We start from the raw sequence: 21,321 nt of genomic DNA, 5'->3' as shown, positions 1-21,321 counted from the left end.
GCGGGCACCGCCGGAACAGCTGGCGGCAGGCCGGCGAGTTCCTCGCCAGCGACCTCACCGAGTAGTCCCTCAGCATCGACAACCCCTTCGACGATGGATTTGAGCAACCGACGACACCTTCCATCCCTCTCCACCACGGTGGAAGAGACCTCTCCACCCTGGGCACACAACAGGACAACACTGCATCGCCCCTGACTCGGTGAAGGAACGCTGTCACACGCGGGACGAGCAGCCCCCGCCGTCATTGAGGAGAGAGAGGCTTCAGGTGGACAAACGCAACCGAACCCTGCCCCTGGCCGGGACCGCCGGTGTCATCTCACCGGTCCTCCTGCTCCACAACCACACCCCTTGGTGGGCGATCCTGCTCCTTGCCGCACCTGCCGGGGCCTGGACCGTACTCAACGCCGTCTTCCCCCAGGCCTCACACGACCGACTGGAATGGTGGCGCGACCGCCGTCGCCACCAGCACCTGCGAACAGCCCAACGGGCCTGCGCCCTCGGAAACCCGGCGCCGAACGGAGCAGCAGCCGGACTGGCTTCGTCTCACAAGCCCCCTGCGGTGACGGCACCGACATGCGGGACAGGAAATCTTCCTGTCCCGGAGCCCTGAACGGGGTTACCCGGACGGGAGCACACCGAAGAATTTCCGGTCCCGACGGAACCGAAGGAGTCGACAGGGACGGCGGGCCTCACGGAATCCGACAACACCGAACCCGCCGACGCTGTGCTCCCCCACGCCATCGACACGGACACGATCCACACCGGCCCCGGTCCGGACCGGAGCGCGGAGACAGGGAAGCCAGTGAGTGCGCACACGGCGAGGTGGCGTCGGTGCCGTCATCAGACCCAGCTTCGGCCTACGGCCTTCGCTCTCCTCAGCTGCGTACATTTGAACGCCCCCTGACCTGTGCCAGGGAACCTGGACCGCGTGTCACCGAAGGTGGGCCGACGGCAGTTTGCGCCAGTGGTGACGGACCACCGCAGGTCAGTTGTTCTGTCGTAGGAGTGAGAGTCGCCGTTGGGCCTCGTCGCGAACCCCTGAATCTGCGTCCGACGTCAGCGTCTTGAGTTGACGGATGAGCTCGGTCATGCCGTTGCCGGTCATCCAGCGCGGGTCACAGTCAAGCTCTGCGCTGAGCTGGTCAGCGGTTCCCTGGTTGGTCGCGTTGGCTAGGGCGGCGAGCACGGCGCGTAGACCCGGTAGGTCCTCACGTGCCAACAAGGCCACGGCTGTCTCCGAGGTCACTGCGGTGTCTTGAACATCGAGCAAAAGGCGGTGGAGGACTTCGGCGACGTCCTCGATATGAGGTACTACCGCCAGCCGACGCCCTGCAGCGGCCCTGACGCTCCATGAGGGAGAATCCGCGGCAACGAGCGAATCAATCGGCTCCCGATCCTGGAGATCGTTCATGTCACCAGCGTGCCAGGAGACGTCTCGACTGCGCAGGACTCTTCCTCCACCAAGCCGCAGGTGAAGGGGAACGCCTCCAAGAACTCCCGCCGACTGGGCTCGGGCTCCACTTCGGCCAGACTCCTGAGCACCACCAGGAACCTGTCGAGCTGTTCGGACGGCAGGCCCTTGAGCACCGAGGCCACGCTCTCCAGCATCCTCACCGCGGAGTCGGGATCCACTTCGTCGTCGTCGCAGCTGTCGAGGAAGCCAGACGCTGTCGACAACCATCCCGGCAAGGACAGGTACCAGCGGGTCTATGTCTGCCATGGGGAGAACCTAGCTCAGACTGGGCCGCGTCGGGGTCGACGACGTCAGCGGCAGATCTCCGAACACCCGGAGAACACACCGACGTGGTGGAACCGGGGAGCGTGTTGTCCGAGCCCTTCATCTTCGTTGTCGATCAGGCCGGGCCGAGGCCCTGCGCCGCGGTGAGCACGTGGCGCGTCCGCCGGTGGAGACATGGTCCTGGGCGCCGGTGAGGCCGGTTTCCGCGAGGGGTCCGGGCGGTGGGCGGTCGACGAGGTCGGCAACCAGTCGACCGACTACTGCCCGGACGTCAGCTCGTGGCCGGCCGTCGCCGGCGCCCTGGACCAGGCCAGGGTCGTTCGCCCGTCCGGCTTCACGCACGAGATGGTATTTCGCCGCTGCCCGTCCTGCCGGCAACTCAACATCGTGCGCGAGGAGGACTTCGTCTGCGTCTTCTGCGACGAGGCCCTACCGAAGGGGTGGAACGCCGACCGGCCCGGACTCTAGACGAAGCGGCGCCTGAACACACGATGAGGGAAGGGGGCGCGAGGGCCGGGGGTGGCGAGGTGTCGTCAGTCGTCTTCCTGGTCGGGCGCGGGCTCGGTGAGTCCCTTGCGGCAGTGGCCGTGGCCGGGGTGCTTGTGGCAGTAGGAGTCCTTCTTCTCTCCCACGGTGATGGTGGCCTTGGCGGGTTCGCTGACGATCGGGTTCCCGTGCGGGTCGGTGGCCGCCGCGAACGCCACGTTGGTGATGTCGCAGCCCTTCTCGGCGCCGCCGCGGTTGTGGGCCGTCTTGCAGGCTTCGATGTCGGCCAGGGTGATCGTGTAGGTGCCGTGGCAGGTGGTGCTGGCCCCGGGCGTCAGCGTGGTCGCGGCGCAGCTGACGTCGGCGATGCGGTCGTCGTCGACCAGCACGCCGTGCAGGTCGGTGCTGCCGGTGTTGGTGACCGTGTAGGAGTACTCCACCGTGTCTCCGACGGCGAAGGGGCCGCGCGAGAGGACCCGCTTCTTCAGGGTGAGGTGCGGCGCCCCGATCGGCAGCGTCAGCTGGGTTTGCGGGGACGTGACCGGCTGGCCGTTCGCCGTACCGGTGGCGGTGGCGGTGTTGGTGACGGAGCCGGCCGTGGCGTCGTTCTCGGTGATCGTGTACGTGCCGTGGCAGGTGGTACGGTCGCCCGGGCTTTCCGCCGGGGCGAGCGTGGTCGAGGCGCAGGTGATGTCGGCGACGTGGTCGTCGGTCACGTGGACGCCGGTCAGCTCGGTGCCCCCGGTGTTCTGGACGGTGTAGCGGAAGGTGACCGTCTGCCCGACCGTGTAGGGGCCGGGCGTCTGCGCCTGCTTCTCGATGGCGAGGCCGGGCGGCCGTTCGATCGGCACGCTCTGCGAGGACGGCGGCGAGGAGACCGGCTGGCCGCCCGAGGTGCCGGTCGCGGTGGCCGTGTTGACGATGGAACCGTGGGTCACGTCGGCGGTGGTGACGGTGTAGGTGGCCGTGCAGGTGACCGTATGACCGCTCGCGAGCGTCGTCGTGGGACACGAGACCGGGCCGACCTTCGGGTCGTTGACGGCGAGGCCGGTGATGTCCGTGGCACCGGAGTTGGTGACCACGAAGTCGTACGGCACCCGCGTCCCGGCCACCAGGTCACCGGGCAGCGGCTGCCGGACCTGCTTGACGAGGTTCAACTGCGGCAGCGGCTGGTTGCTGCTCACCACCACGTTGCGGATGAGGTGCACGTCGGTGAACAGGCCGGTGGAGGCCGCGAACCCGAACTTGTAGGTGGCGGGCACCGGTTGCGGGGCGGGCATGCTGAGCACCTGGTGGGAGCCGGTGCCGTCGTTGAAGTCGACCGACACGGTGAGCACCGGGGCGGGCGTCGGGGTGAGCTCGACATGGACCCGGCGGCGCGAGGGTTCGAGCGCGGTCTCGGCCTGGGCGGGGGTGGCCCCCGGGGGCAGCGCGGTGAGCGGCCCTTGCAGGGTGCCCGGGAGCGTCGACGGCCAGGGTGCGGTGGTGCTGAAGTTGCTGGTGGTGGCGGTCAGGAAGCAGTAGCCCTCGATCCCGTCGCCCGGGCCGCGCACTGTGACCATGTTGGCCCCGGGACCGGGGACGCGGAACGCCGTCCCGGCGGGCGAGCGGGTGGGACAGCCGTTGCCGCGGTGCTCCCAGTCGCCGAAGTAGTTCCCGAGGACATCGAGCCCCACGCCCAGGTAGCCACGGTCCACACCGAGCAGGAAGGTGGCGGTGGGGTCGTCGTCGGGAAGCTTCTGCGCGTACCCGAGGCTGCCGCCGAAGGCGCCGGGGTGGGCCAGCGCGCCGTCGCCGTTCACCAGGAAGAACGAGATGCCGTCAGCGGGGTTGGCCGGGGTCGTGCTCCCGTACTGCCACTGGTCGAAGGTGACATCGAGGCCCTGGTTGGCGGGCAGCGCGTTGTTGTAGAGGACCGCGCCGGCCTGGTCGTTGGACGCGTCCGTCAGCCGCAGATAGCCGTGCGGCGCGCCGTCGGGGGGCGGCACCGGGCCCACGCCGCCCGGGCAGCCGCCCAGCGGATGGCCCCCGGGGCCGGGCGCGGCGGCAGCCGGCGCGCCGGTGAGACAGGCCGACCCCACGCCGGTGAACTCCGGGGCGGTGGCCTGGGTGAACGTCTCGCTGACCAGGGGCGAGCCGCCGGCCCGAGGCTGCGCCTGGGTGCCGGTGTCCAGGCACAGGGGCATTGCGGCGCCGACCATCAGGGCCAGGGCCCCTGCGGCGAGCCGGGCCGTCCGGACGCGCCGCGGGCGCTGCCCAGGAGGCGCCGAGTGCTGTTCATGTGTCATGTACCCACATATAGCAGTCACTCTGAGTATTCATAGTGAAGACAAGCTGTTATGAAATCGCCCTTCGGTGACTCCGCTGATTTGCCGCGGGGGCGCTCGCGCGGGCGACAGGGCCCGATCCGGCCGCGCGGGGACTTGAAGCATCAGCGGTGCATTCCTCACTGCCATGAGGAGACCCGGGCCAGGACGGAGACATCCCAGGCTTCGAGAGTGTCCTCGAACTGGTGGTCTCGGCGGGCGCTTTGATGGTGTGCACGATCCGGTCGCAGACTCGGCATACGGCGGAACCGCTCTGCTGCCACCAGCGGCAGGTGGAGCGGACGGCGCACGGGGGAAGCGGAGCGTCCGGGTCGTCCGCGCCCACCTCGTACGCGGCATGGGCCACCGCGTCGCCGAGCGAGCAGCGGGACCCTTCCCACTGGCCGCAGGCCGCTTCGACGCAGGGCCCGGCGAAGCGGAACCGTGCCTCGGGCGGGCGCAGACCGGGGGCGGAGGCCCGGGCCGTGAACTCGGCGTCCACCGTCAGCGGCGGGCGCAGTGCGGCGACGGTGCCGTCCTGCCGGACGATGCCGAGCAGCAGGTGGCCCGGGGCGCACAGGCTGCTCGGGCAGGTCGCCCCGGCTCGGGCCGGGCCGGCCTCGGTCTCGGTCACTACTACTCCTGCTCCATCTGCAACCCGATCGGCCCCGGCCGCTTCAGCAGCGCGTCCACCGCGTCGCCGGCAGAACCGGCCCCGCCGAGCGGCACCTCGCGCAGCGGCGGCGCGAGGTCGAGCTCGGCGACCTGGTCGAGGACGAGCCTTCGCACCGTGTCCCCGATCCGCTGCAGCACGTCCCCCTCCAGGTCGCCCTGGACGGTGACACTGAATCCTCTTCTGGTCATGGACCTTCCTTTCCTCGGGGCAGTCGGCCGGGCCGACCGGGCCACTGACGGCACCGGTCACCGAAGACGCTGCCAGGGGGACCCCGGGGCGGGCGAGCGCTGCTGGCCGGTTGGAGTGAGGCGGCGCGCAGCGGGCCCGCCGCCTGGTCGTTTCGGGCGTACGTCGGCGCGCAGCCCCTCGAAGGTCTGTGCACGATTGACCGGGGTCCGGAAGCCGCGCGACGTCGACCGAGGTGCTCCACCGGCCTGGACCCCTCCACCAGCGCACCGACGGGAGCACAACATGACCGGGACCCCCGAGCCCTTCGACGACACCGCGGGGCTGCCGCCCCTGCCCGGCTGCGCCGAGGACGCGGCCGGCGCACTGAAGCAGATGTTCGTGGACCTGACCCAGGGCGTGCGGATGGCCCGCGGCCAGGACCCCGTCAAGCGGCCGGTGTTCCTCAAGCCGCACGGTGTGGCCCGCGGCACGCTCACCGTCACCGACGACCTGCCGTCGGACCTGCGCGTCGGGTTCCTGGAGAGCGCCCGCACCCAGGCCGGCGGCCTGCCCGCCTGGGTGCGGTTCTCCAGCGACACCGTGCCCGGCGCTCCCGACCTGAAGACCACCCTCGGCGTCGGCATCAAGCTGTTCGGCGTGCCCGGCCCGAAGCTGCTGGAGGGTTACGCCGAGGCCGGCACCCAGGACCTGCTGCTGCAGAACTTCGACGTCTTCTTCGTCGACACCGCCCAGGACATGTGCGAGTTCACCAAGGCCGGTGTCATCGACGGAAGTTACGACAAGTACCTGGAAGCCCATCCGGTCACCGCCGGGATCCTCGACGCGATGGCCACGTTCGAGCAGAGCGTGCTGACCGCCACCTACTGGGGCGTCCTGCCCTACGCCTTCGGACCGGACCGCTTCGTCAAGTACAAGCTGGTGCCCGCCGGTTGCGAGCCGGCCGACCCGGCGGCGACACCGCCCGACGAGGACCCCACCTACCTCGGCGCCGACCTGGTCCACCGGCTCAAGGCCGGTCCGGCGGCCTTCGACCTGATGCTCCAGTTCCGCACCGACGACGAGAAGATGCCGCTGGACCAGGCGACGGTGCGGTGGGAGGAGTCCGAGAGCGCCCCGGTGAAGGTGGCCCGGCTGACCTTCCAGCAGCAGGACGTCACGGCCCGCGGCCAGGCCGCGTACGGCGAGAACCTCTCCCTCAACCCGTGGCACGCTCTCGCCGAGCACACCCCGGTGGGCAGCATCGCCGAGGTGCGCAGGACGGTGTACCTGGCCTCGGCCGAACAGCGCCGCGACGTGAACGGCGTCCCGACGGCCGAGCCCGGCCCCGCCCGCCCGCAGATCACCCCGCCGGCGGCCCGCGACACCCGGATCGTCCGGGCCGCCGTGCACCCGGCCATCGGCGTGGCCCGGGTCGGCGACAGCACGATGGACGACTTCGTCCTCGGCCCCGAGGTCGACGATCCGGCCCCGCTGCCGGTCGGGAGCTACAAGGACGTCACCGGCGCCCTGAAGCGCCAGGGCGTCCGGTTCCGGGTGTACGGCTACAACGCCGCCGGCGAGCCGGTCGCCGAACTGACCGCCGACAACGCCGACCTGCGCTGGACCGTACACGTCGCCAACGCGAAGGCGGCCTGGTACCAGTTCCAGATCGCCCTCGACATCCCGGAGGCGAACCAAGCCGACGACAGCAACCTGCGCAACCCCAAGATCCAGGCCGACCAGCGCACGGACCTCCTGGTCATCGACCCCGGCCCCCGTTCGGTGCGCGGCCGCAACCGCTCCGACAAACCCGAGTACCGCTTCGACACCGGCACCTTCATGGGCAAACCGGTCTACCTCGGGGAACTGCGCACCGACGACGGCGGCCGGCTGGTCTTCCTCGGCGGCCACGGCGTCTCGGCCTCCTCCACCGGCACCCCCGCCGACACCTTCGCCAACAACGACGGCTGGTACGACGACACCTCCGACGGCCCGGTCACCGCCGAGGTGAGCATCGACGGACGGCCGATCCCGGTCGAGCCGGCCTGGGTGGTGACCGCGCCCCCCAACTACGCGCCCGAACTCGCCTCGGTGCGCACGATGTACGACCTGGTGCGCGACTCCTTCTTCAGCGCCGGGCAGCTCCCCGAACCGCAGCAGGTCTCGTTCACCCGCGACGTGCTGCCCGTGCTGCGCCGGCTGTCCGGCCTGCAGTGGGTCAACAAGGGCCTGTCCACCCAGTTCGGCTTCGGCGGGCGCGAGTACCTCCTCGACCCCGCCCGGGTCGCCGCGCTGGCCGACCCCTCGCCCGTCCAGCGGGAGCTGCGCCGGCAGATCTGGCTCTCCGTCCGCGACTACAACCGCGACGGCATGTCGCCGGTGCCCTGGCCTGCGGTCTACGGCGACGCGATGAACCTGCCGCCCCAGTCCGTGCGCCAGCACATGACGCTCTCCGCGCTGCAGTACCGCCTCCTGCAGCGGTGGGCCCGCGGGGACTTCGCCGACGACTACGACCCGACGGCCGCGCCGCCCGCCGCCCTCGACGACGTCCCGTTCGCCGAACAGCCCGGGACCCTCGACCGGGCGGCCCTGTCGTTCTGCCTCGCCGACGCCTTCCACCCCGGCTGCGAGCTGACCTGGCCGATGCGCCACATCACCCTGTACAGCAGCCCGTTCCGGGTGCGGCACCGCGACCCGCTGGCGCCTGCCCCGCCCGACTACGGCCAGACGCTGACGCCGGAGCTCGCGCTCTCCCTCGACGGCCCGCTGCACGCCCAGGGCCCAGGCGGCCTGACCCGGTGGATGGCGGTGCCGTGGCAGACCGACACGGCGAGCTGCCGGTCGGGCTACGAGTACAGCGTCTCGCTCGGCTTCGGCCCGTACGACCCGTACCTGCCGACCTTCTGGCCGGCCCGGGTGCCCAACCACGTGCTCGCCGAGGAGGACTACGAGGTGGTGATGGACACCACCCGCCCGATCGCCGACCGCCTGGCCGCGTTCCAGAACCGGCGGACCTGGCTCCGTTGGCTGCCCCGCGACTACATGGCCGCCATCAACGCGATGGTGCAGGACTTCGGCAAGCTCGGGGTGGTCGAGCGCCGGGTCGGCCCCACCGACGACCCCCGGCTGCCGGCGGAGGTCCTGGTGGAGTCCGAGGTGAGCTTCCCGGCCGAGCCCGCCCCGCCGGCCGGGCGCAACCTGATGACCGTGCACGTGGACCGCGGCGCCGACCCGGCTCTGGGCGCGGCCGCGCTGGCCACCGCGGCCACCATGGCGGACGCCCCCGACGAGGAGGTCTCGGTCGGGTTCATCGACAAGGTCAAGCGCCTGCGGCCCAACCGGTGACCCCTCACCCGCCGGTTCGCGTGCGCCCGTCCGGTCCGGTCGACGCCGTGGTCGCGGGCGGCGGACCGGCGGGCGCCGTGGCGGCGCTCGTCCTCGCCCGGGCCGGCCACCGCGTCACGCTCCTGGACGGCGGAGGCGGCCGGCACCGGCCGGGCGCCGCGTCCCCGGCCATGTCTCCGGTCGCGTCCCCTGCCATGTCCGCCACCACGTCTCCGGTCGCGTCCCCGGTCGCGTCCGCCGCCGTGTTCTCCGCCCAACCCGTGTTCAAGATCGGGGAGTTCCTGCCGCCCGCCGCCCGACCGCTGCTGGGCGACCTCGGGCTGCTGGAGGCCTTCCTGGCCTCCGGTCACCCCGTCTCCACCGGCACGTACGCCGCCTGGGGATCGGCCGCGCTGCACGGCCGCAGCCACCTGTTCGACCCGTACGGCCACGGCTGGCACCTCGACCGGCTCCGCTTCGACGCCTTCCTGCGGGACGCGGCCGTCGCGGCCGGTGCCGAACTGCGGCAGGCCACCGTACTGGACCGGCTCGACGACCGGCTGACCGTCCGCGAGCCGGCCACCGGCGCCGTGACGGAGCTGTCCGCCCGCTGGACGGTGGACGCGACCGGCCGACGCTGTGTCATCGGCCGCCGCAACGGCCGCCGCTGGCGGCAGGACCGGCTCATCGCCGCGTACGTCGTGTTCCCCGACCGCCGCCCGTCGCGCCCTTCGCGCCCAGGCCAACCCTCGGACCAGGGCCAACCGTCGGACCCGGCGGACGCCGAGGCCCGCACCCTGGTGGAGGCGGCGCCGCACGGCTGGTGGTACACCACCCGGATCCCGGCCGGGCGCCTGGTCGCCCATCTGACCGACGCCGACCTCGCCACCCCGTCCCTGCGCACCCCACAGGGCTTCTGGCACGCGCTCAGTCGCACCGTCCACGTCCGGCGCCGCCTGACCGGGCACGGTCCGGCCGCGACACCCGTGCCGCGCTGGGCGCCGGCTCACGGCCTGCGGCTCACCCCGGCGGCCGGGCCCGGCTGGGTGGCGGCCGGGGACGCCGCCCTCGCCTTCGACCCGCTCTCCTCGCAGGGCATCCTCACCGCGCTGCACACCGGTGCCCGCGCCGGACGGGCCGTGGCCGACTGCCTCGCCGACGGGGGACGGACGACGACAGCGCTCGCCGACTACACGGCGTTCCTGGACGGGATCGCGGCGGCCTACCGAAGCAATCACGGGTACGCCTATACCCAGGAGCAACGTTGGCCCCTGAGCCCCTTCTGGCGCCGCCGCCGTACAGGCGAACGGCCCCTGAGCGGCATAGCCTGAAAGGGCCGGAACGCTCGTCCAAGGAGTCAGCCATGACGACTCAGACGCTCGCCGTGCTGGACGCCACGGAGGTCACCCAGGCCATTCAGGACCTCCAGCACAGCGTCACCCTGATCGCCGGCAAGGTCACCGTGATCCGCGCCTACGTGAGCGGCGCGAGCGGCCCCGCCACCGGCGTGAACGGCACCGTGACCCTGCTCCGATCACCCACCGACACCCCGATCACCGTTTCCTCGGCCAATACCGTCTCCCTCGATCCGACCGCGCCCAAGGACGTACCCACCCGTCGAGCCGACGCCGGCCTGAGCCTCAACTTCGTCGTGCCGAGCGCACTGACGGCCGAAGGGGCACTCAGCGTGAGCTCGATCGCCCTGACCGACACCATGACGGGCGCCGGCGTCCCGTTCAACACGCCGCCCGGCGCCACCGCCGTCTGGTTCACGCAGTCCCCGCCGCTCCGGGTCCGAGTCCTGGGGCTGCGCTACACCATGGGCAACCCGCCCGTGACCTACACCCCGCGGGACATCGACTACACCTTCCTGATCAGCTGGCTCAAGCGCGCCTACCCGGTGGCCGACGTCATCGAAGCGCCGCACACCATCATCGACGTCACCGCCACCCCGCCGTTCCAGTGCACCGACACCAACGCCCAGCTCGCCGCCATCCGCGCGCTCGACATCAGCGCCGGCGGTGACCGGCGCACCCACTACCTCGGCCAGGCGGCCGACGGCGGGTTCTTCATGCGCGGATGCGCCTCCGGGGTGCCCGCCACACCCGACCCCACCACCGTCGCCTCGGCGCCGTGCGGTGCCGCGACGTGGGGCTGGGACTTCGACGGCACGTACGCCGACTGGTACGGCGGGCACGAACTCGGCCACACCTACGGCCGCAAGCACCCCGGATTCTGCGGAGAATCGAAGGACGACCTGCAGAACTACCCGTTCCAGAACGGACAGCTGGCCAACGACGCGAACAGCTACGCCGGCTTCGACGTGGGCGACCCCCAGCTGAATCTGCCGATGGCCGCCCGGCCGGGCGTGCCGTGGCACGACGTCATGACCTACTGCAACTCCCAGTGGCCCTGCAGCTACACCTACGAGGGCATCCGCCAGCGCCTGCTGGCCGAGGACTCCCTCGCAGCCGGCGCCCCGGCGCCGACCCCAGTGGCTCCGCTGCGCGAGGCCGCCCACGAACTGAGAGTCACCACACGAACCGGCGGCCGCCCCGACGACCGGTTCCCGCAACTCTCGGTGACCGCCGCGGCGGCCCCGATGCCGGCGGCCGACGAAGCGGCACGGGGAGCGGGGCCCGACACCGGGCAGCTCGTCAGCGTGATCGGGACCGTCAACCTCACCCAGCGCGCCGGTGACATCCGCTTCGTCAATCCGGTGTCGGCCGCAGCCCGACAACCGGCCCAGCCGGCCTCCGCCGGACGGGCCGGGCAGCCGGACGGCGCCGGCCCGGACGGCGAGGTGCCGGTGGTGCTGCGGATCCAGCAGGCAGGCGGTGCACCGCCGCAGGACTTCCCGGTCACGGTCAAGCTGTCGTCGGACCCGGAGCCGGGGCAGGACCGCACCGGCCTGGTCGACGAGGTCCTCCCGGTGGGGGCCGATCCGGCGTCCGTCGAACTGCTCGTCGGAGGGCAGGTCGTGGACACCTTCCGCCCCGGAGCCCCGGCCCCGGCCCTGCGCGGCGCCCGTCCGACGACGGCACAGGACGGGAACGTCGGGCTGGCCCTGGACTTCGGCCCGGCCCCGCAGGACGGTCAGACCTTCGCGACCCAGGTGAGCACGGATGGCGGACGGACCTGGCAGACCGTCGGGGTCGGCCTGAAGAACCCGACGATCACGATCGACCACAGCCAGTTCCCCCCGGGGACACAGGTTCAGGTCAGGGTCATCTCGACCAACGGCTTCACGAGCACGACATCGAACATCCAGAGCTTCCAGGTGTGAAGCCGCCCTGCCGCCGCCCGGCTGGACGGCGCACCCCGGCCCCGGGAGCACCCGGCCCGGGACCGGTCCCCGCACCAGGTGGATGCCTGCGCTCGCCAGCACCCTTCGGGCCGGTCGGACATCCCGACGGGCCCGGACGGAGAGGGACCGTCAGGTTGAAGCCGAACTCCGCCAGGTCGAGTTGCAGCTCCTGGCCGCCGAAGAACCCGAGCGCCGCCCTGACCAACCTCAGGCCCGTCACGAAACCGGCGGCCGTCGCCTCCACCCGCGCTCCGAGCAGCGCCGTGCCGCCGGCCAGGACCGCCTCCCCGTCGGGTGTGTACTCGACGAGTTCCGCGTTCCGACGGTGGCCGTCGCCGGCGAACTCGCGCGGGGCGACCACGGTCTCCGCGTCCACGCAACACGGGCGGCTACCCGGCGGCGCGGATCAGCCGGTCGACTCCTGTTCGGCCTGCTCCTGCTCGGCCTCCACCTGGGCGTTCCACTCGCGCTTGGCCGCCCGCCAGGCCTCGTCGCTCTGACCTGACCGCCAGTAGCCCGAGACCGACATCCGCTCGCGCGGGATGCCCCGCTCCACGCGCAGTAGGCGCCGCAGTTCCTTCACGAAGCCTGCCTCGCCGTGCACGAACGCGGATGCCGCGCCGGCGGGGAATTCCAGCGCGCCCACCGCCTCGACCAGCGCCTCGCCCACCGGGCGCGCGCCGCGGTGCAGCCAGCTGATCTCGGCCCCGGCGGGCGAGACGATCTTCTGCTCCTCCGCGGCGTCCGCGACCTCGACGAAGGCGTGCACCACGGCATCGGCCGGCATCCGTTCCAGCGCCGCGGCGATCGCGGGCAGCGCGCTCTCGTCGCCGACCAGCAAGTGCCAGTCGGCACTCGGGTCGGGGGCGTAGCCGCCGCCGGGGCCCAGGAAGCGCACCGTCTCGCCGGGCTGTGCGCGGGCCGCCCATGGCCCGGCCAGGCCCTCGTCGCCGTGCACCACGAAGTCGATGGTCAGCTCGCGCAGGGCCGGGTCCCAGGCCCGCACGGTGTACGTCCGGGTGATCGGCCGCTGCTCCGGCGGGAACTCCTCGCGGATCCGCGCCATGTCAAAGGGCTCCGGGTAGCTCACACCCTCGGGCGTGAAGAGCACCTTGACGTAGTGGTCGGTGAACTCGGCGGCGTCGAAGTCCTCCAACCCCGCACCGCCGAGGACCAGACGCACCATGTGCGGTGTGATCCGCTCGGTGCGCAGCACCTGTGCTTCACGGGCCTGCGGTGTCCGGCGGGTCGGCTGGTCTGCCATGGTGCCCCCCTGGGCTGTGTGGTCGCGCTTCTTGGTTAGGCTTGCCTAAGTTAGCACTCTTGAGGCGGTGCTCGGCTCAGGGGCGGCAGCCGATCCTCATTCCGTCCACGACCGGGAACGTCACGCCCTGGCAGCCCTGGTGCGGAATGCGGACGCAGCAAGGGCGTGCGGATGCCGCCGCGGCCGGCGCGGCGCAGCCGGACCGCGGTCGCCGCCCGCAGAGGTCCACTCAGAACCGGCGCGCTGTCCGAGACGGTTCCGACAGCCCGCCCGGATGGATCTGAAGCCCGATCAAGTCGCAATCGTGGCAGGACGAATGGCGGGCGGCGACGGCGAGGACGGCAGCTTCCGCACGACCAGGCGTGGTCGGGCCTCAGGCGCGCCGCACCACGAAGGTGACCTCGGCGGTGTTCCCCTTGCCGCCGATCACCTCACACGTGAGGCCCGCGCCGACAGTGCACTCGTTGATGTTCGACCCGGCATAGGGATTGCTCCAGTGGATCAACCCGTTCCAGGTGTCCACGCCGAAGCTGATCTGCCCCTCGGTACCCGTCAGGAACCCGCACGACTCGGTTTTCCAGCTGGGGGCCACGTTCGGCAGGATGTAGCTCGGGGGCAGGGGACTGCCGGCGGTCCAGCACCCGTGGGCCAGGGTGGCCGAGCCGAGGTAGAGCATGCTGCTGGTCTGGTTCGACAGGGTGACCTTGGTGCTGCGCACCGCGTAGCCGGCGGACGCCGCCGGGGTGGCCGACTGCGCTGTTCCGGCGTAGGGGGCGGCGGCCTGCGCCGCGGGAGCCAGGGCCAAGCCGGCGCTCAGCGCCAGGACGGCGGTCAGTACGGAGGACTGGACAACACGTTTCGAGGTCATGGCAGCCAACTCTCGATCGGAGGGCGGTCAGGTACATGTCTCAACGGGATGGCGGACCTCATTGGTTCACCAACCGCCACGACGTACGGGAATGAGGGCCTGTGTGAGGTCGTGACCAGTCTTGTGGTTCCACCCTCCTCCGAGAGCGGAACAGGGAGGACCATTGGTTGTGACGCGTCGGCAACTCGCGGACGATCAGCGGACGATGATCGAGCCCTACCTGCCGGTCGGCAGGTTCAACCCGCACCCCGAGCGACTGCGGGAGCGCTCGGGCCGGTGTGCCAGCACCGCAGGCCGGCAACGCCACGACTCGCGGGAGTTCAGCAGTCGTACCGGTGGATCGTGGGCCAGCGGGGGCAAGCACGGCAGACGAAGACGTAGACACCACCCACGTCGCCCATGGCCATCCCGTGACTACCGCCCTGCGCAGTATCGGACAGCTCCCGACCGGAGCCGGGCTGCCCTGCCACGCCCGGGCCCTGTCACCAGCACCCGAAGCGGTGCGTCCTTTCTGTCCATGTCGCCCAGCGCGTATCGGCGCTACGAGGCGCCGGGATGGCCAGGAACGCCTCCCGCACCACGGTCCGGTTCTCCTCGGTCCGGTCGGCGACGAAAGGGTCGACGGCGGCCAGGCAACGGCCGGTCGAGTCGGTCCGAACGGTTCGCGCCGGCCGGGACCGGGGCAGGCCTCACGGGCCGTCCCGCCCGTCGCCCGGTTGCGCTGCGTTCCGAGGGGGCGGTGGCGTCGCAGGAGGGGTGGGCGAAGCGGCGGGAGAGGCAGTCGCCGGACCGCGCGCGATGCGGGCGCGGCCGTCGTGCGGCAGGACGACGAGGTACTGCTGGTCGGTGTCCTCGACGCGGGCCAGCGTGACGGAGGTGCCGGCCGCCGTGAGCGCCTCGGCGGCCGGGCCAGCCTCCTCCGTCATCCGGTCGAGCCGCGCGTAGGACCGGGTGGGGCCGTGTGCCGGGCCGGTGCCCCAGAACGCGATCCGCGCGCCCCGGCGCAGCGCGGCGAGCAGGTCTGTCCGCAGCGGCCCGTCGTCGGCTTCCTGGAGGAGGAGGTCGTGCAGGCGCTCCTGCCCGCACGGCCGTGACGGCGCCGCCTCGGCCAGCGCCCGGCACTTCCGGCACGAGGCCAGGTCCTGCGGCTCGAAGTGGTGCAGGAAGAACGTCAGGTACTGGCCACGGATCCCGCACAGGGTCCGCCTCCCGTCCCCGGCGTGCCCGACACCGGGCACACCGTTGACCCCGACGAGGGGGAACTCGGCCGGCTCACGCGCCGCCGCGAACGACCAGGCCCCACCCGGCGCTTCGGTATCAGGAGAGTTGATCATGCCGGGCAGCATTCCACGCGGCCGGCGAACTGAGCGAGAGCCGGTCCCGAACCCGGCCTGGAGGATCCCGCCGCACACCGGGCACCAGTCCCGCTGCCCAGCGAAGCCACCGTGCCTCGCGGGCCTGCGCCGCCGGCAGCACGAGGGCGATGACATGTGCGGCCCACCGCCGCTGACGGCTTGCCGCGGCCCGGCGGGCTCCGTCGCCGTACTTGCGGTGCGGCGAGGCGCCCGGCGGGAGCTGTCTGCGGCACGTCGGGCTCCGGCTCTGCCTGTACCTGGCCGCGCTCCCGGGATGCGCGCGCCCGAGACCCGCACGCCCTCGAAGTGCGACCGCACGCCGTCTACCGGCTGGCGCCGGGCTGCGCCAGGATGGTCGGCCAGTCAGCGTGTATGTGGAAGGGGAGCAGCATGGGCGATCACCAGAAGCCGCCGGCGCCGCTTGAGAAGGGGAGCCCGCCGCCGGGCAACCAGGACGGGCAGGTGCCTCCCGCGCCGCCGTCGGGCGGGAAGCACAAGAAGTCGTGAGCCCCGACGCCGACCTGGTGGAGCGTCGGGTGCGGATGGACGCGGCGATGGAGCAGGGCGGGGCGTGGCCCGAGGACTCGCCGTGGTTGCGGGAGGCCATGGCCGCGCTGCCGCGCGACCTGTTCGCACCGGATCGGCTGTGGCGCTGGGACGAATGCGCCTACGTGGCGATGGACCGCGCCACTGATGCGGGCGGGTGGGCGGACGAGCTGTACGGCGACGTCAACGGCGCGGCGATCACCCAGGTCACCGACGGTCTGCCGTCCTCCAGTCTGTCGGCGCCCGGCGTGGTGGCGGACATGCTGGACAGCCTCATGCTGGAGCCCAGGCACACGGTGTGGGACGTCGGCGGCGGGCAGGGCTGGACCTGTGCTCTGGCGGCCTGGCGGGCCGGACCCGGTCGGGTGGTGTCGACCGAGGTCGACGAGCGGCTGGCGGCGTTCGCCCGCGGGCGCCTGGCGGCCGCCGGGGTCGACGCCGAGGTGCTGGCCGGCGACGCCACCCACGCGGGGCCGCCCGACGGCGCCAGGGTCGACCGGCTCCACGCCACCTACGCCGTCGACGCCGTCCCGTGGGGCTGGGTGGAGGCGACGAAGCCGGGCGGCCGGATCGTCTACCCCTGGGGCAGGCTCGGCCACGTCGCCCTCACCGTTGCCGACGACGGGCGCAGCGCGACGGGCTGGGTGCAGGGCCTGGCGCAGTTCATGGCCGACCGGCGCGGGCCGGCTCCGACACGCGGTGACCACGCCACGTACACGGCGGTGCGCGAGGGTGGCGGGCCCGAGGTGCGGCGGGTCGTGGAACGCGATCCGGCGCCGCTGGCCGACGACTGGCACCTGCGCTTCGCGGTGCGGGTCGCCGTCCCGGACGCCGTCGTTCTGACGGGCCGGGGCGAGGACGGTGCCAACGTCTGGTTCCACGACGGCGACCGCTCGTGGGCGGCGCTGTCCGCGGACGGTGACGGGGGCGCGGTGCTGTTCCAGGGCGGGCCGCGGCGGATCGGCGACGAGGTGATGACCGCCTGGTCCCAGTGGGAGGCGCTCGGCTCGCCGGAGCTGTACGACTACGGGATCACCGTCACCCCCGAGAAGCAGTGGGCGTGGCAGGGCAGCCCGGGCGGCCCTCGCTGGCCTGTCGCGCAGGCCGCCCCGGTCGCACAGGCCGCCCCTGCCACCCCGGTCGCCCCGCTCGGACGCTGACCGGGGAGGCCGGCCGAGCGGTCAGTCGTTCAGTGGTACAGGCTGATGTCCATGGACACCGCCTCGACAAGTGAACCGGCCGAAGACCTCAGCGTGTTGACGTTCGACCAGCTCGCCGCGTTCGCCGAGCGTCCTGGTCGGCATCGTGGCGAGCTGGAGGGCATCCGGGAGATCAGCGCCCTGCGCGCGTACCGCTCCGAGGATGGCCTCGGACCGGCGGAGCGCAAGCGATGGGCGAAACTGTCCCTGCGGGTCAACGCGCGCCTGCACGGCGACGCCCCCTGGGAACAGGCACGCATGGCCCAGAACGACTTCATGCTCCGGGCGTGGATCATCGACCACCTCGGTCCCGATGCCCAGGACCCCAACTGGGACCCTGACGCTCTTGCCGCCGACACCCTCGCCGAGCTCGCCCTGAATCCTGCGAAGGCCGGCGCTCTGGGCGCCCGCTGGCGGGCCCTGCCTGCCGAGCAGATCGGTGAGCTACGCCGCCTCAAGAACCTGACCGGTCACCTCGACCTGATCATCGGACACCTACGACCCGGTCGCAGTCACGACCAGCTTCAGGAATGGCTGGCCGTCCGGCCGCTTCTCCCCTGACCCGGGTGGCTGGCCGTCCGACGACATGTCGGCTGGTGTCAGTGTCAAGGGCTGTCCGCTCGACCTGTAGGTAGCGGAGAGAAGTCCAACGGATCCCGGCGGGACCGGAATTGATTCGCGAAGATCCCTTCCGCCTCCCGGTCGGATCTGACAGCATCGTCGGTCATCCGGCGATCGGTCGGCGTTGATCCGAACGCCGACGGGCCCCTCGGCCTTGTCCGTCCGCAGCTGAACTGCGCACGGACCGAAGCGATGAACGCGTCCGGTGGACTCCACCGTAGGAAGCAGAAAGGCGGTCGCCCAGCCGCATCACGTGGAGGAGATGTGACCACCGAAGCCGGCACCCCCGGGCCCGCCCTCCGCCCCGCGCACTGGGTCCGCGCCAGGCTACGCGCGAGCCCGCTCGCGGCACTGTTCACGGCGGCCCTCGTGCTCGTCACGGTCTTCCTGGCGGCGGCCTTCCCCCGGGTCGCGGACCGGAACGCGGACGCGGCGCTCGCGGACTACGTGAGCCACCAGGGCATCTATCCGACCAGCCTGCACGCCGCCTCCCGAGCCCGGCCGACCGACACCGCCGACGGCCTCGACGCCGTGCAGCGGGAGCTCGTCGCGCGGGTCGGCAGGGAGCTCCCGCTCTCCCGGTCGGGCCTGGCCCACGGCACCCGCACCGCGTTCAACGACATGTACAACCCGGGGTACGCACGGCTCGCCGAGGAGACCGCCCCGGGGCTCTCCCTGGCCTACCTGCACGGCCTTGCCGACCGCGTGACCCTCACCGACGGCACGTGGCCGGGCAACGCGCCCGCCGCCGGCCCGCTGCCGATCGTGCTGAGCCGGACGGCCGCCGACACCGTCGGCATCAAGCTCGGCGATGTAGTCGACAGCGGCACCGGCGGACCCACGGGGCGGCGGACCGCCGTGGTGACCGGTTTCTACCGCGTCAAGGATCCGCTCGACCCGTTCTGGGACGGCCTCGGCTGCCCGGACCGAGCCTGCCTGAACCTCGGCACCAACGGCGACAACCGCTGGCGGACCACCGGCTTCGTCGACGGCGCAAGCCTGTCTGCGCTGACCGGTTGGGGCCAAACCGTCGAGGACTTCTGGCGACTGCCCGTCGACCCCGGCTCCCTGCGGGCCGACCGGCTCGACCGGATCCGCGCCGCCGTCCAGCCCTTCCTGACCGGACAGGCCGCGACGGCGCTGGTCGCCGCGACCAAGCGCGCGGACCTGCGCATCAGCTCCTTCCTGCCCGACGTCCTCGCCCGGGCGGCCGCCCGCTACCACGCGGCGATGGCGCTGAGCGCGATCGGACCGGCAGGTGCCGCGGGCGTCGCCACCGTGGTGCTGCTCCTGGCCGCGGTCCTCGGCGCCGACCGGCGCGCCACCGAGATCCGGCTGCTGTACGCCCGCGGTGGTTCACGCCGCGGGGTGGTGCTGCGTCTGCTCGGCGAGGGTGCGGTGACCGTCCTGCCCGCCGCCGCGCTCGGGACGCTGCTCGCCGTGCTGCTGCTGCCCACCCCCCGGTGGGGGCACGCGGTACTGGCGGCCCTCGCCGCGACGCTGCTCGCCCTGCTGGCCTTCCCGGCCCGTGTCGCCCTGCTGTGGTCGCGTCAGCGGGTGGCCCGCGGCCGGGGCCGGGTGATCGGCACCCTGCGCCGGGTGATCGGCGAACTCGCCGTTGTGGCCGTCACCGTCGTGGCCGTGGCCGAGGTCCGCCGACGCGGCGTCGGCCACGCCGGGTCCGACGTGGACCCGCTGTTGGCGGCCGCCCCGCTGCTGCTCGCCGTGACCGGCGGGCTGCTGCTGGCCAGGATCGTGCCGGTGGTGTTCGGGCGGCTGACCGCACTCACGAAGCGCGGCCGCGGCCTGATCGGGTTCCTGGGCCTGGCCCGTGCCGCCCGCGACGGCTCGGGTCGTCGGCGGCGGTCCCCGTTGCCGGTGCTCGCGCTGCTGATCGCCGTCACCACGACCGGTTTCGGCGCCACCGTGCTCGACACCGTGGAGCACAGCCGGATGCGTGCCGCGCGGGCCGCGACCGGCGGCGACATCGCCATCACCGTCCCGGACTACGCCACCCTGCCGGAGTCGTTCACCAAGGCCGCCGCCGAACTGCCGGGAGTCCGGACCTCGACCGGGGTCCGCGTCGACTCCAGGGCCCTGTTCATCGGCGCCGACCAGGACTACACCAAGGCCGTCCTGGTGGTCGCGGAGCCGCGGGCGTACGCGGAGATCGCCCGGAGCATCGGGGCCGGCGAGTTCAACGCGGCAAAGCTCGCCGGTGCCCCCGGCGGCGCCGACACTCCGGTGCCCGCACTGTTCAGCCGTGACCTGGCCGGGCGGCTGGCCACCGGCACGCCCAAGGTGCACCTGCTCACCGGTAACGACCTGCTCACCACCGTCGCAGGGGTCGTCACCGCCACCCCGGCCCTGCCGGACCCGGGTCTGCCGTTCGTCGTGGTGCCCGCCGGTCCACGCCGCGCAGCGCCTGCCCGAACTCGGCCGGATGAACAAGTGGCTCGGCGTCGGCGACTTCGACCCCGACCAGGTCAGGGCGACGCTCCTGGAGCGGGGCCTGACCCAGCCGACGGGCATCACGAAGCTGATCGCGGAGGACGCCGCGGCCGCGGGCCGGGGCACCCACGGGCTGCCTCCCGGGTACACGGTGGGCAGCAGCCGCGAGTACGCCGCGCAGCTCGCCGAGGACCCGTTGCAGCAGGCCGCCGGGCGGCTGTTCCGGTACGCGGCGTTCGTCGGCGCGGGGTTCGCCCTGCTCGCCGTCCTGCTGACGCTGTTCCAGGCCGCGCCCGACCGCGCGGCGGTGCTCGCCCGGTTGCGGACCATGGGTCTGCGGCCCCGGCAGGGGCTGGCACTGATCATCGCCGAGGCACTGCCACAGGCCCTGGCGGCGGCCGTTGGCGGCGGTCTGGTCGCCGCGGCGGCGGTCTGGTCGCCGCGGCGGCGGTCGGACTGCTCGGCTCGGCCTTCGACATCTCCACGCTGGTCGGTGCCGAGGTCGGCAACGCCCTGTCGCCCACGGTGGTGCCGGTGCTACTGCCCACGGTGGGCCTGGCGCTGGTGGCCTGCGTCGCGGTGGTGCTGGAGGCGCTGGTCGCCGGCCGGCGCCAGATCGCCACCGAACTACGTGCCGGGGACGGGCGATGACGCCGGAGGGGAGCCGTTCGTCGGCACCCTGGAAACTCCTGATCGCGGTTTGTGATGATCTTGGCGCGGGGCGCGGAGGCCTGACGGACGAACAGTGGGTCTGACTGGAGGAGTTGCTGCCGGCGGGTAAGAAGCCAGGGCGGCCTCCGTACCGGACCCATCAGCAGGCCGCCGGGGCGGCGAAAAGGGGGCCTCCAGAAGGAGCCGCCAACTCAAGCGCCACGGGCCGCCGCTACGAGATACGACAAACCTGCCGTCCGCTACGAAGCGACCGTGGGGGGGGGGGCCTCCACACCCAGAGGAGGGGGGCGCCCGAGTCCAAAAAAACAAATATGTGGGGTGTTCGGGGGGTGTGGGGCCC

Annotated in this window: 14 protein-coding genes; 7 read left to right on the top strand and 7 right to left on the bottom strand. The window is 72.4% G+C overall.

Features of this window, described 5'->3' with window-relative positions; translation table 11 throughout:
- Positions 1-985: 985 nt before the first annotated feature.
- Positions 986-1,411 carry a hypothetical protein gene (locus tag ACFV6I_RS02830; protein WP_380423363.1) on the bottom strand — a complete coding sequence of 142 codons (426 nt, stop codon included), beginning with the start codon at positions 1,409-1,411 and terminating at the stop codon, positions 986-988.
- Positions 1,408-1,677 carry a hypothetical protein gene (locus ACFV6I_RS02825; protein ID WP_380423362.1) on the bottom strand — a complete coding sequence of 90 codons (270 nt, stop codon included), beginning with the start codon at positions 1,675-1,677 and terminating at the stop codon, positions 1,408-1,410. The genes ACFV6I_RS02830 and ACFV6I_RS02825 overlap by 4 nt, the downstream gene beginning before the upstream one ends.
- A gap of 235 nt (positions 1,678-1,912) precedes the next feature.
- Between ACFV6I_RS02825 and ACFV6I_RS02820 the strand changes: the two genes are divergently transcribed.
- Positions 1,913-2,206 (top strand): hypothetical protein, encoded by a 294-nt coding sequence (locus tag ACFV6I_RS02820; protein ID WP_380423361.1) that lies wholly within the window; start codon positions 1,913-1,915, stop codon positions 2,204-2,206.
- A gap of 65 nt (positions 2,207-2,271) precedes the next feature.
- Here ACFV6I_RS02820 and ACFV6I_RS02815 read toward each other — a convergent pair whose 3' ends face one another.
- Both ACFV6I_RS02815 and ACFV6I_RS02810 read right to left on the bottom strand, forming a co-directional pair.
- Positions 2,272-4,512: a hypothetical protein gene (locus tag ACFV6I_RS02815; protein WP_380423360.1), complete on the bottom strand. Its 2,241-nt coding sequence runs from the start codon at positions 4,510-4,512 to the stop codon at positions 2,272-2,274.
- Positions 4,513-5,166: 654 nt separating this feature from the next.
- Entirely contained in the window at positions 5,167-5,394 is a 228-nt protein-coding gene (locus tag ACFV6I_RS02810; RefSeq protein ID WP_363367991.1) for a hypothetical protein, read from the bottom strand.
- A 283-nt stretch (positions 5,395-5,677) separates the two neighbouring features.
- Between ACFV6I_RS02810 and ACFV6I_RS02805 the strand changes: the two genes are divergently transcribed.
- From ACFV6I_RS02805 to ACFV6I_RS02795, 3 genes are read left to right on the top strand one after another with little or no spacing between them, the layout of a single operon-like run.
- Positions 5,678-8,719: a LodA/GoxA family CTQ-dependent oxidase gene (locus ACFV6I_RS02805; protein ID WP_380423359.1), complete on the top strand. Its 3,042-nt coding sequence runs from the start codon at positions 5,678-5,680 to the stop codon at positions 8,717-8,719.
- Positions 8,716-10,029, top strand: coding sequence for a tryptophan 7-halogenase (locus tag ACFV6I_RS02800; protein ID WP_380423358.1), 1,314 nt, complete (start codon positions 8,716-8,718; stop codon positions 10,027-10,029). Before ACFV6I_RS02805 ends, ACFV6I_RS02800 begins: the two co-directional genes overlap by 4 nt.
- Positions 10,030-10,061: 32 nt before the next feature.
- The gene (locus tag ACFV6I_RS02795; protein ID WP_380423357.1) at positions 10,062-11,984 is read left to right on the top strand and encodes a hypothetical protein; all 1,923 of its coding nucleotides are present in this window, start codon (positions 10,062-10,064) and stop codon (positions 11,982-11,984) included.
- 427 nt (positions 11,985-12,411) lie between these two features.
- Here the strand turns inward: ACFV6I_RS02795 and ACFV6I_RS02790 are convergent, their stop codons facing one another.
- From ACFV6I_RS02790 to ACFV6I_RS02780, 3 genes are all read right to left on the bottom strand, one after another.
- On the bottom strand, positions 12,412-13,269 hold the full coding sequence (locus ACFV6I_RS02790) for a siderophore-interacting protein (RefSeq protein WP_380423356.1): 858 nt from the start codon (positions 13,267-13,269) through the stop codon (positions 12,412-12,414).
- A 373-nt stretch (positions 13,270-13,642) separates the two neighbouring features.
- Positions 13,643-14,137, bottom strand: a complete 495-nt coding sequence (locus tag ACFV6I_RS02785; RefSeq protein WP_380423355.1) for a hypothetical protein — start codon at positions 14,135-14,137, stop codon at positions 13,643-13,645.
- 689 nt (positions 14,138-14,826) lie between these two features.
- Positions 14,827-15,471 (bottom strand): hypothetical protein, encoded by a 645-nt coding sequence (locus ACFV6I_RS02780; protein ID WP_380423380.1) that lies wholly within the window; start codon positions 15,469-15,471, stop codon positions 14,827-14,829.
- A gap of 524 nt (positions 15,472-15,995) precedes the next feature.
- Between ACFV6I_RS02780 and ACFV6I_RS02775 the strand changes: the two genes are divergently transcribed.
- The 3 genes from ACFV6I_RS02775 (at position 15,996) to ACFV6I_RS02765 (ending at position 20,960) form a co-directional block, all read left to right on the top strand.
- A complete protein-coding gene (locus ACFV6I_RS02775; RefSeq protein ID WP_380423354.1) occupies positions 15,996-17,198 on the top strand; it encodes a protein-L-isoaspartate O-methyltransferase in 1,203 nt (400 codons plus the stop codon).
- Between the two features lie 51 nt (positions 17,199-17,249).
- Positions 17,250-17,798, top strand: a complete 549-nt coding sequence (locus ACFV6I_RS02770; protein WP_380423353.1) for a hypothetical protein — start codon at positions 17,250-17,252, stop codon at positions 17,796-17,798.
- A 324-nt stretch (positions 17,799-18,122) separates the two neighbouring features.
- The gene (locus tag ACFV6I_RS02765; protein ID WP_380423352.1) at positions 18,123-20,960 is read left to right on the top strand and encodes a hypothetical protein; all 2,838 of its coding nucleotides are present in this window, start codon (positions 18,123-18,125) and stop codon (positions 20,958-20,960) included.
- Positions 20,961-21,321: the final 361 nt, after the last annotated feature.

Origin of the sequence: Kitasatospora sp. NPDC059803 (genome assembly GCF_042732255.1) — a bacterium.
GTDB lineage: Bacteria > Actinomycetota > Actinomycetes > Streptomycetales > Streptomycetaceae > Kitasatospora.
Note: the sequence above shows the minus strand (reverse complement) of the source record. Positions and strands in the feature narration are given on the sequence as shown.

Coding starts and splice junctions, on each gene's coding strand:
- ACFV6I_RS02830 (WP_380423363.1), bottom strand. CDS start 1,411: ATGAACGATCTCCAGGATCGGGAGCCGATTGATTCGCTCGTTGCCGCG.
- ACFV6I_RS02820 (WP_380423361.1), top strand. CDS start 1,913: ATGGTCCTGGGCGCCGGTGAGGCCGGTTTCCGCGAGGGGTCCGGGCGG.
- ACFV6I_RS02815 (WP_380423360.1), bottom strand. CDS start 4,512: ATGACACATGAACAGCACTCGGCGCCTCCTGGGCAGCGCCCGCGGCGC.
- ACFV6I_RS02810 (WP_363367991.1), bottom strand. CDS start 5,394: ATGACCAGAAGAGGATTCAGTGTCACCGTCCAGGGCGACCTGGAGGGG.
- ACFV6I_RS02805 (WP_380423359.1), top strand. CDS start 5,678: ATGACCGGGACCCCCGAGCCCTTCGACGACACCGCGGGGCTGCCGCCC.
- ACFV6I_RS02795 (WP_380423357.1), top strand. CDS start 10,062: ATGACGACTCAGACGCTCGCCGTGCTGGACGCCACGGAGGTCACCCAG.
- ACFV6I_RS02790 (WP_380423356.1), bottom strand. CDS start 13,269: ATGGCAGACCAGCCGACCCGCCGGACACCGCAGGCCCGTGAAGCACAG.
- ACFV6I_RS02785 (WP_380423355.1), bottom strand. CDS start 14,137: ATGACCTCGAAACGTGTTGTCCAGTCCTCCGTACTGACCGCCGTCCTG.
- ACFV6I_RS02780 (WP_380423380.1), bottom strand. CDS start 15,471: ATGATCAACTCTCCTGATACCGAAGCGCCGGGTGGGGCCTGGTCGTTC.
- ACFV6I_RS02770 (WP_380423353.1), top strand. CDS start 17,250: ATGGACACCGCCTCGACAAGTGAACCGGCCGAAGACCTCAGCGTGTTG.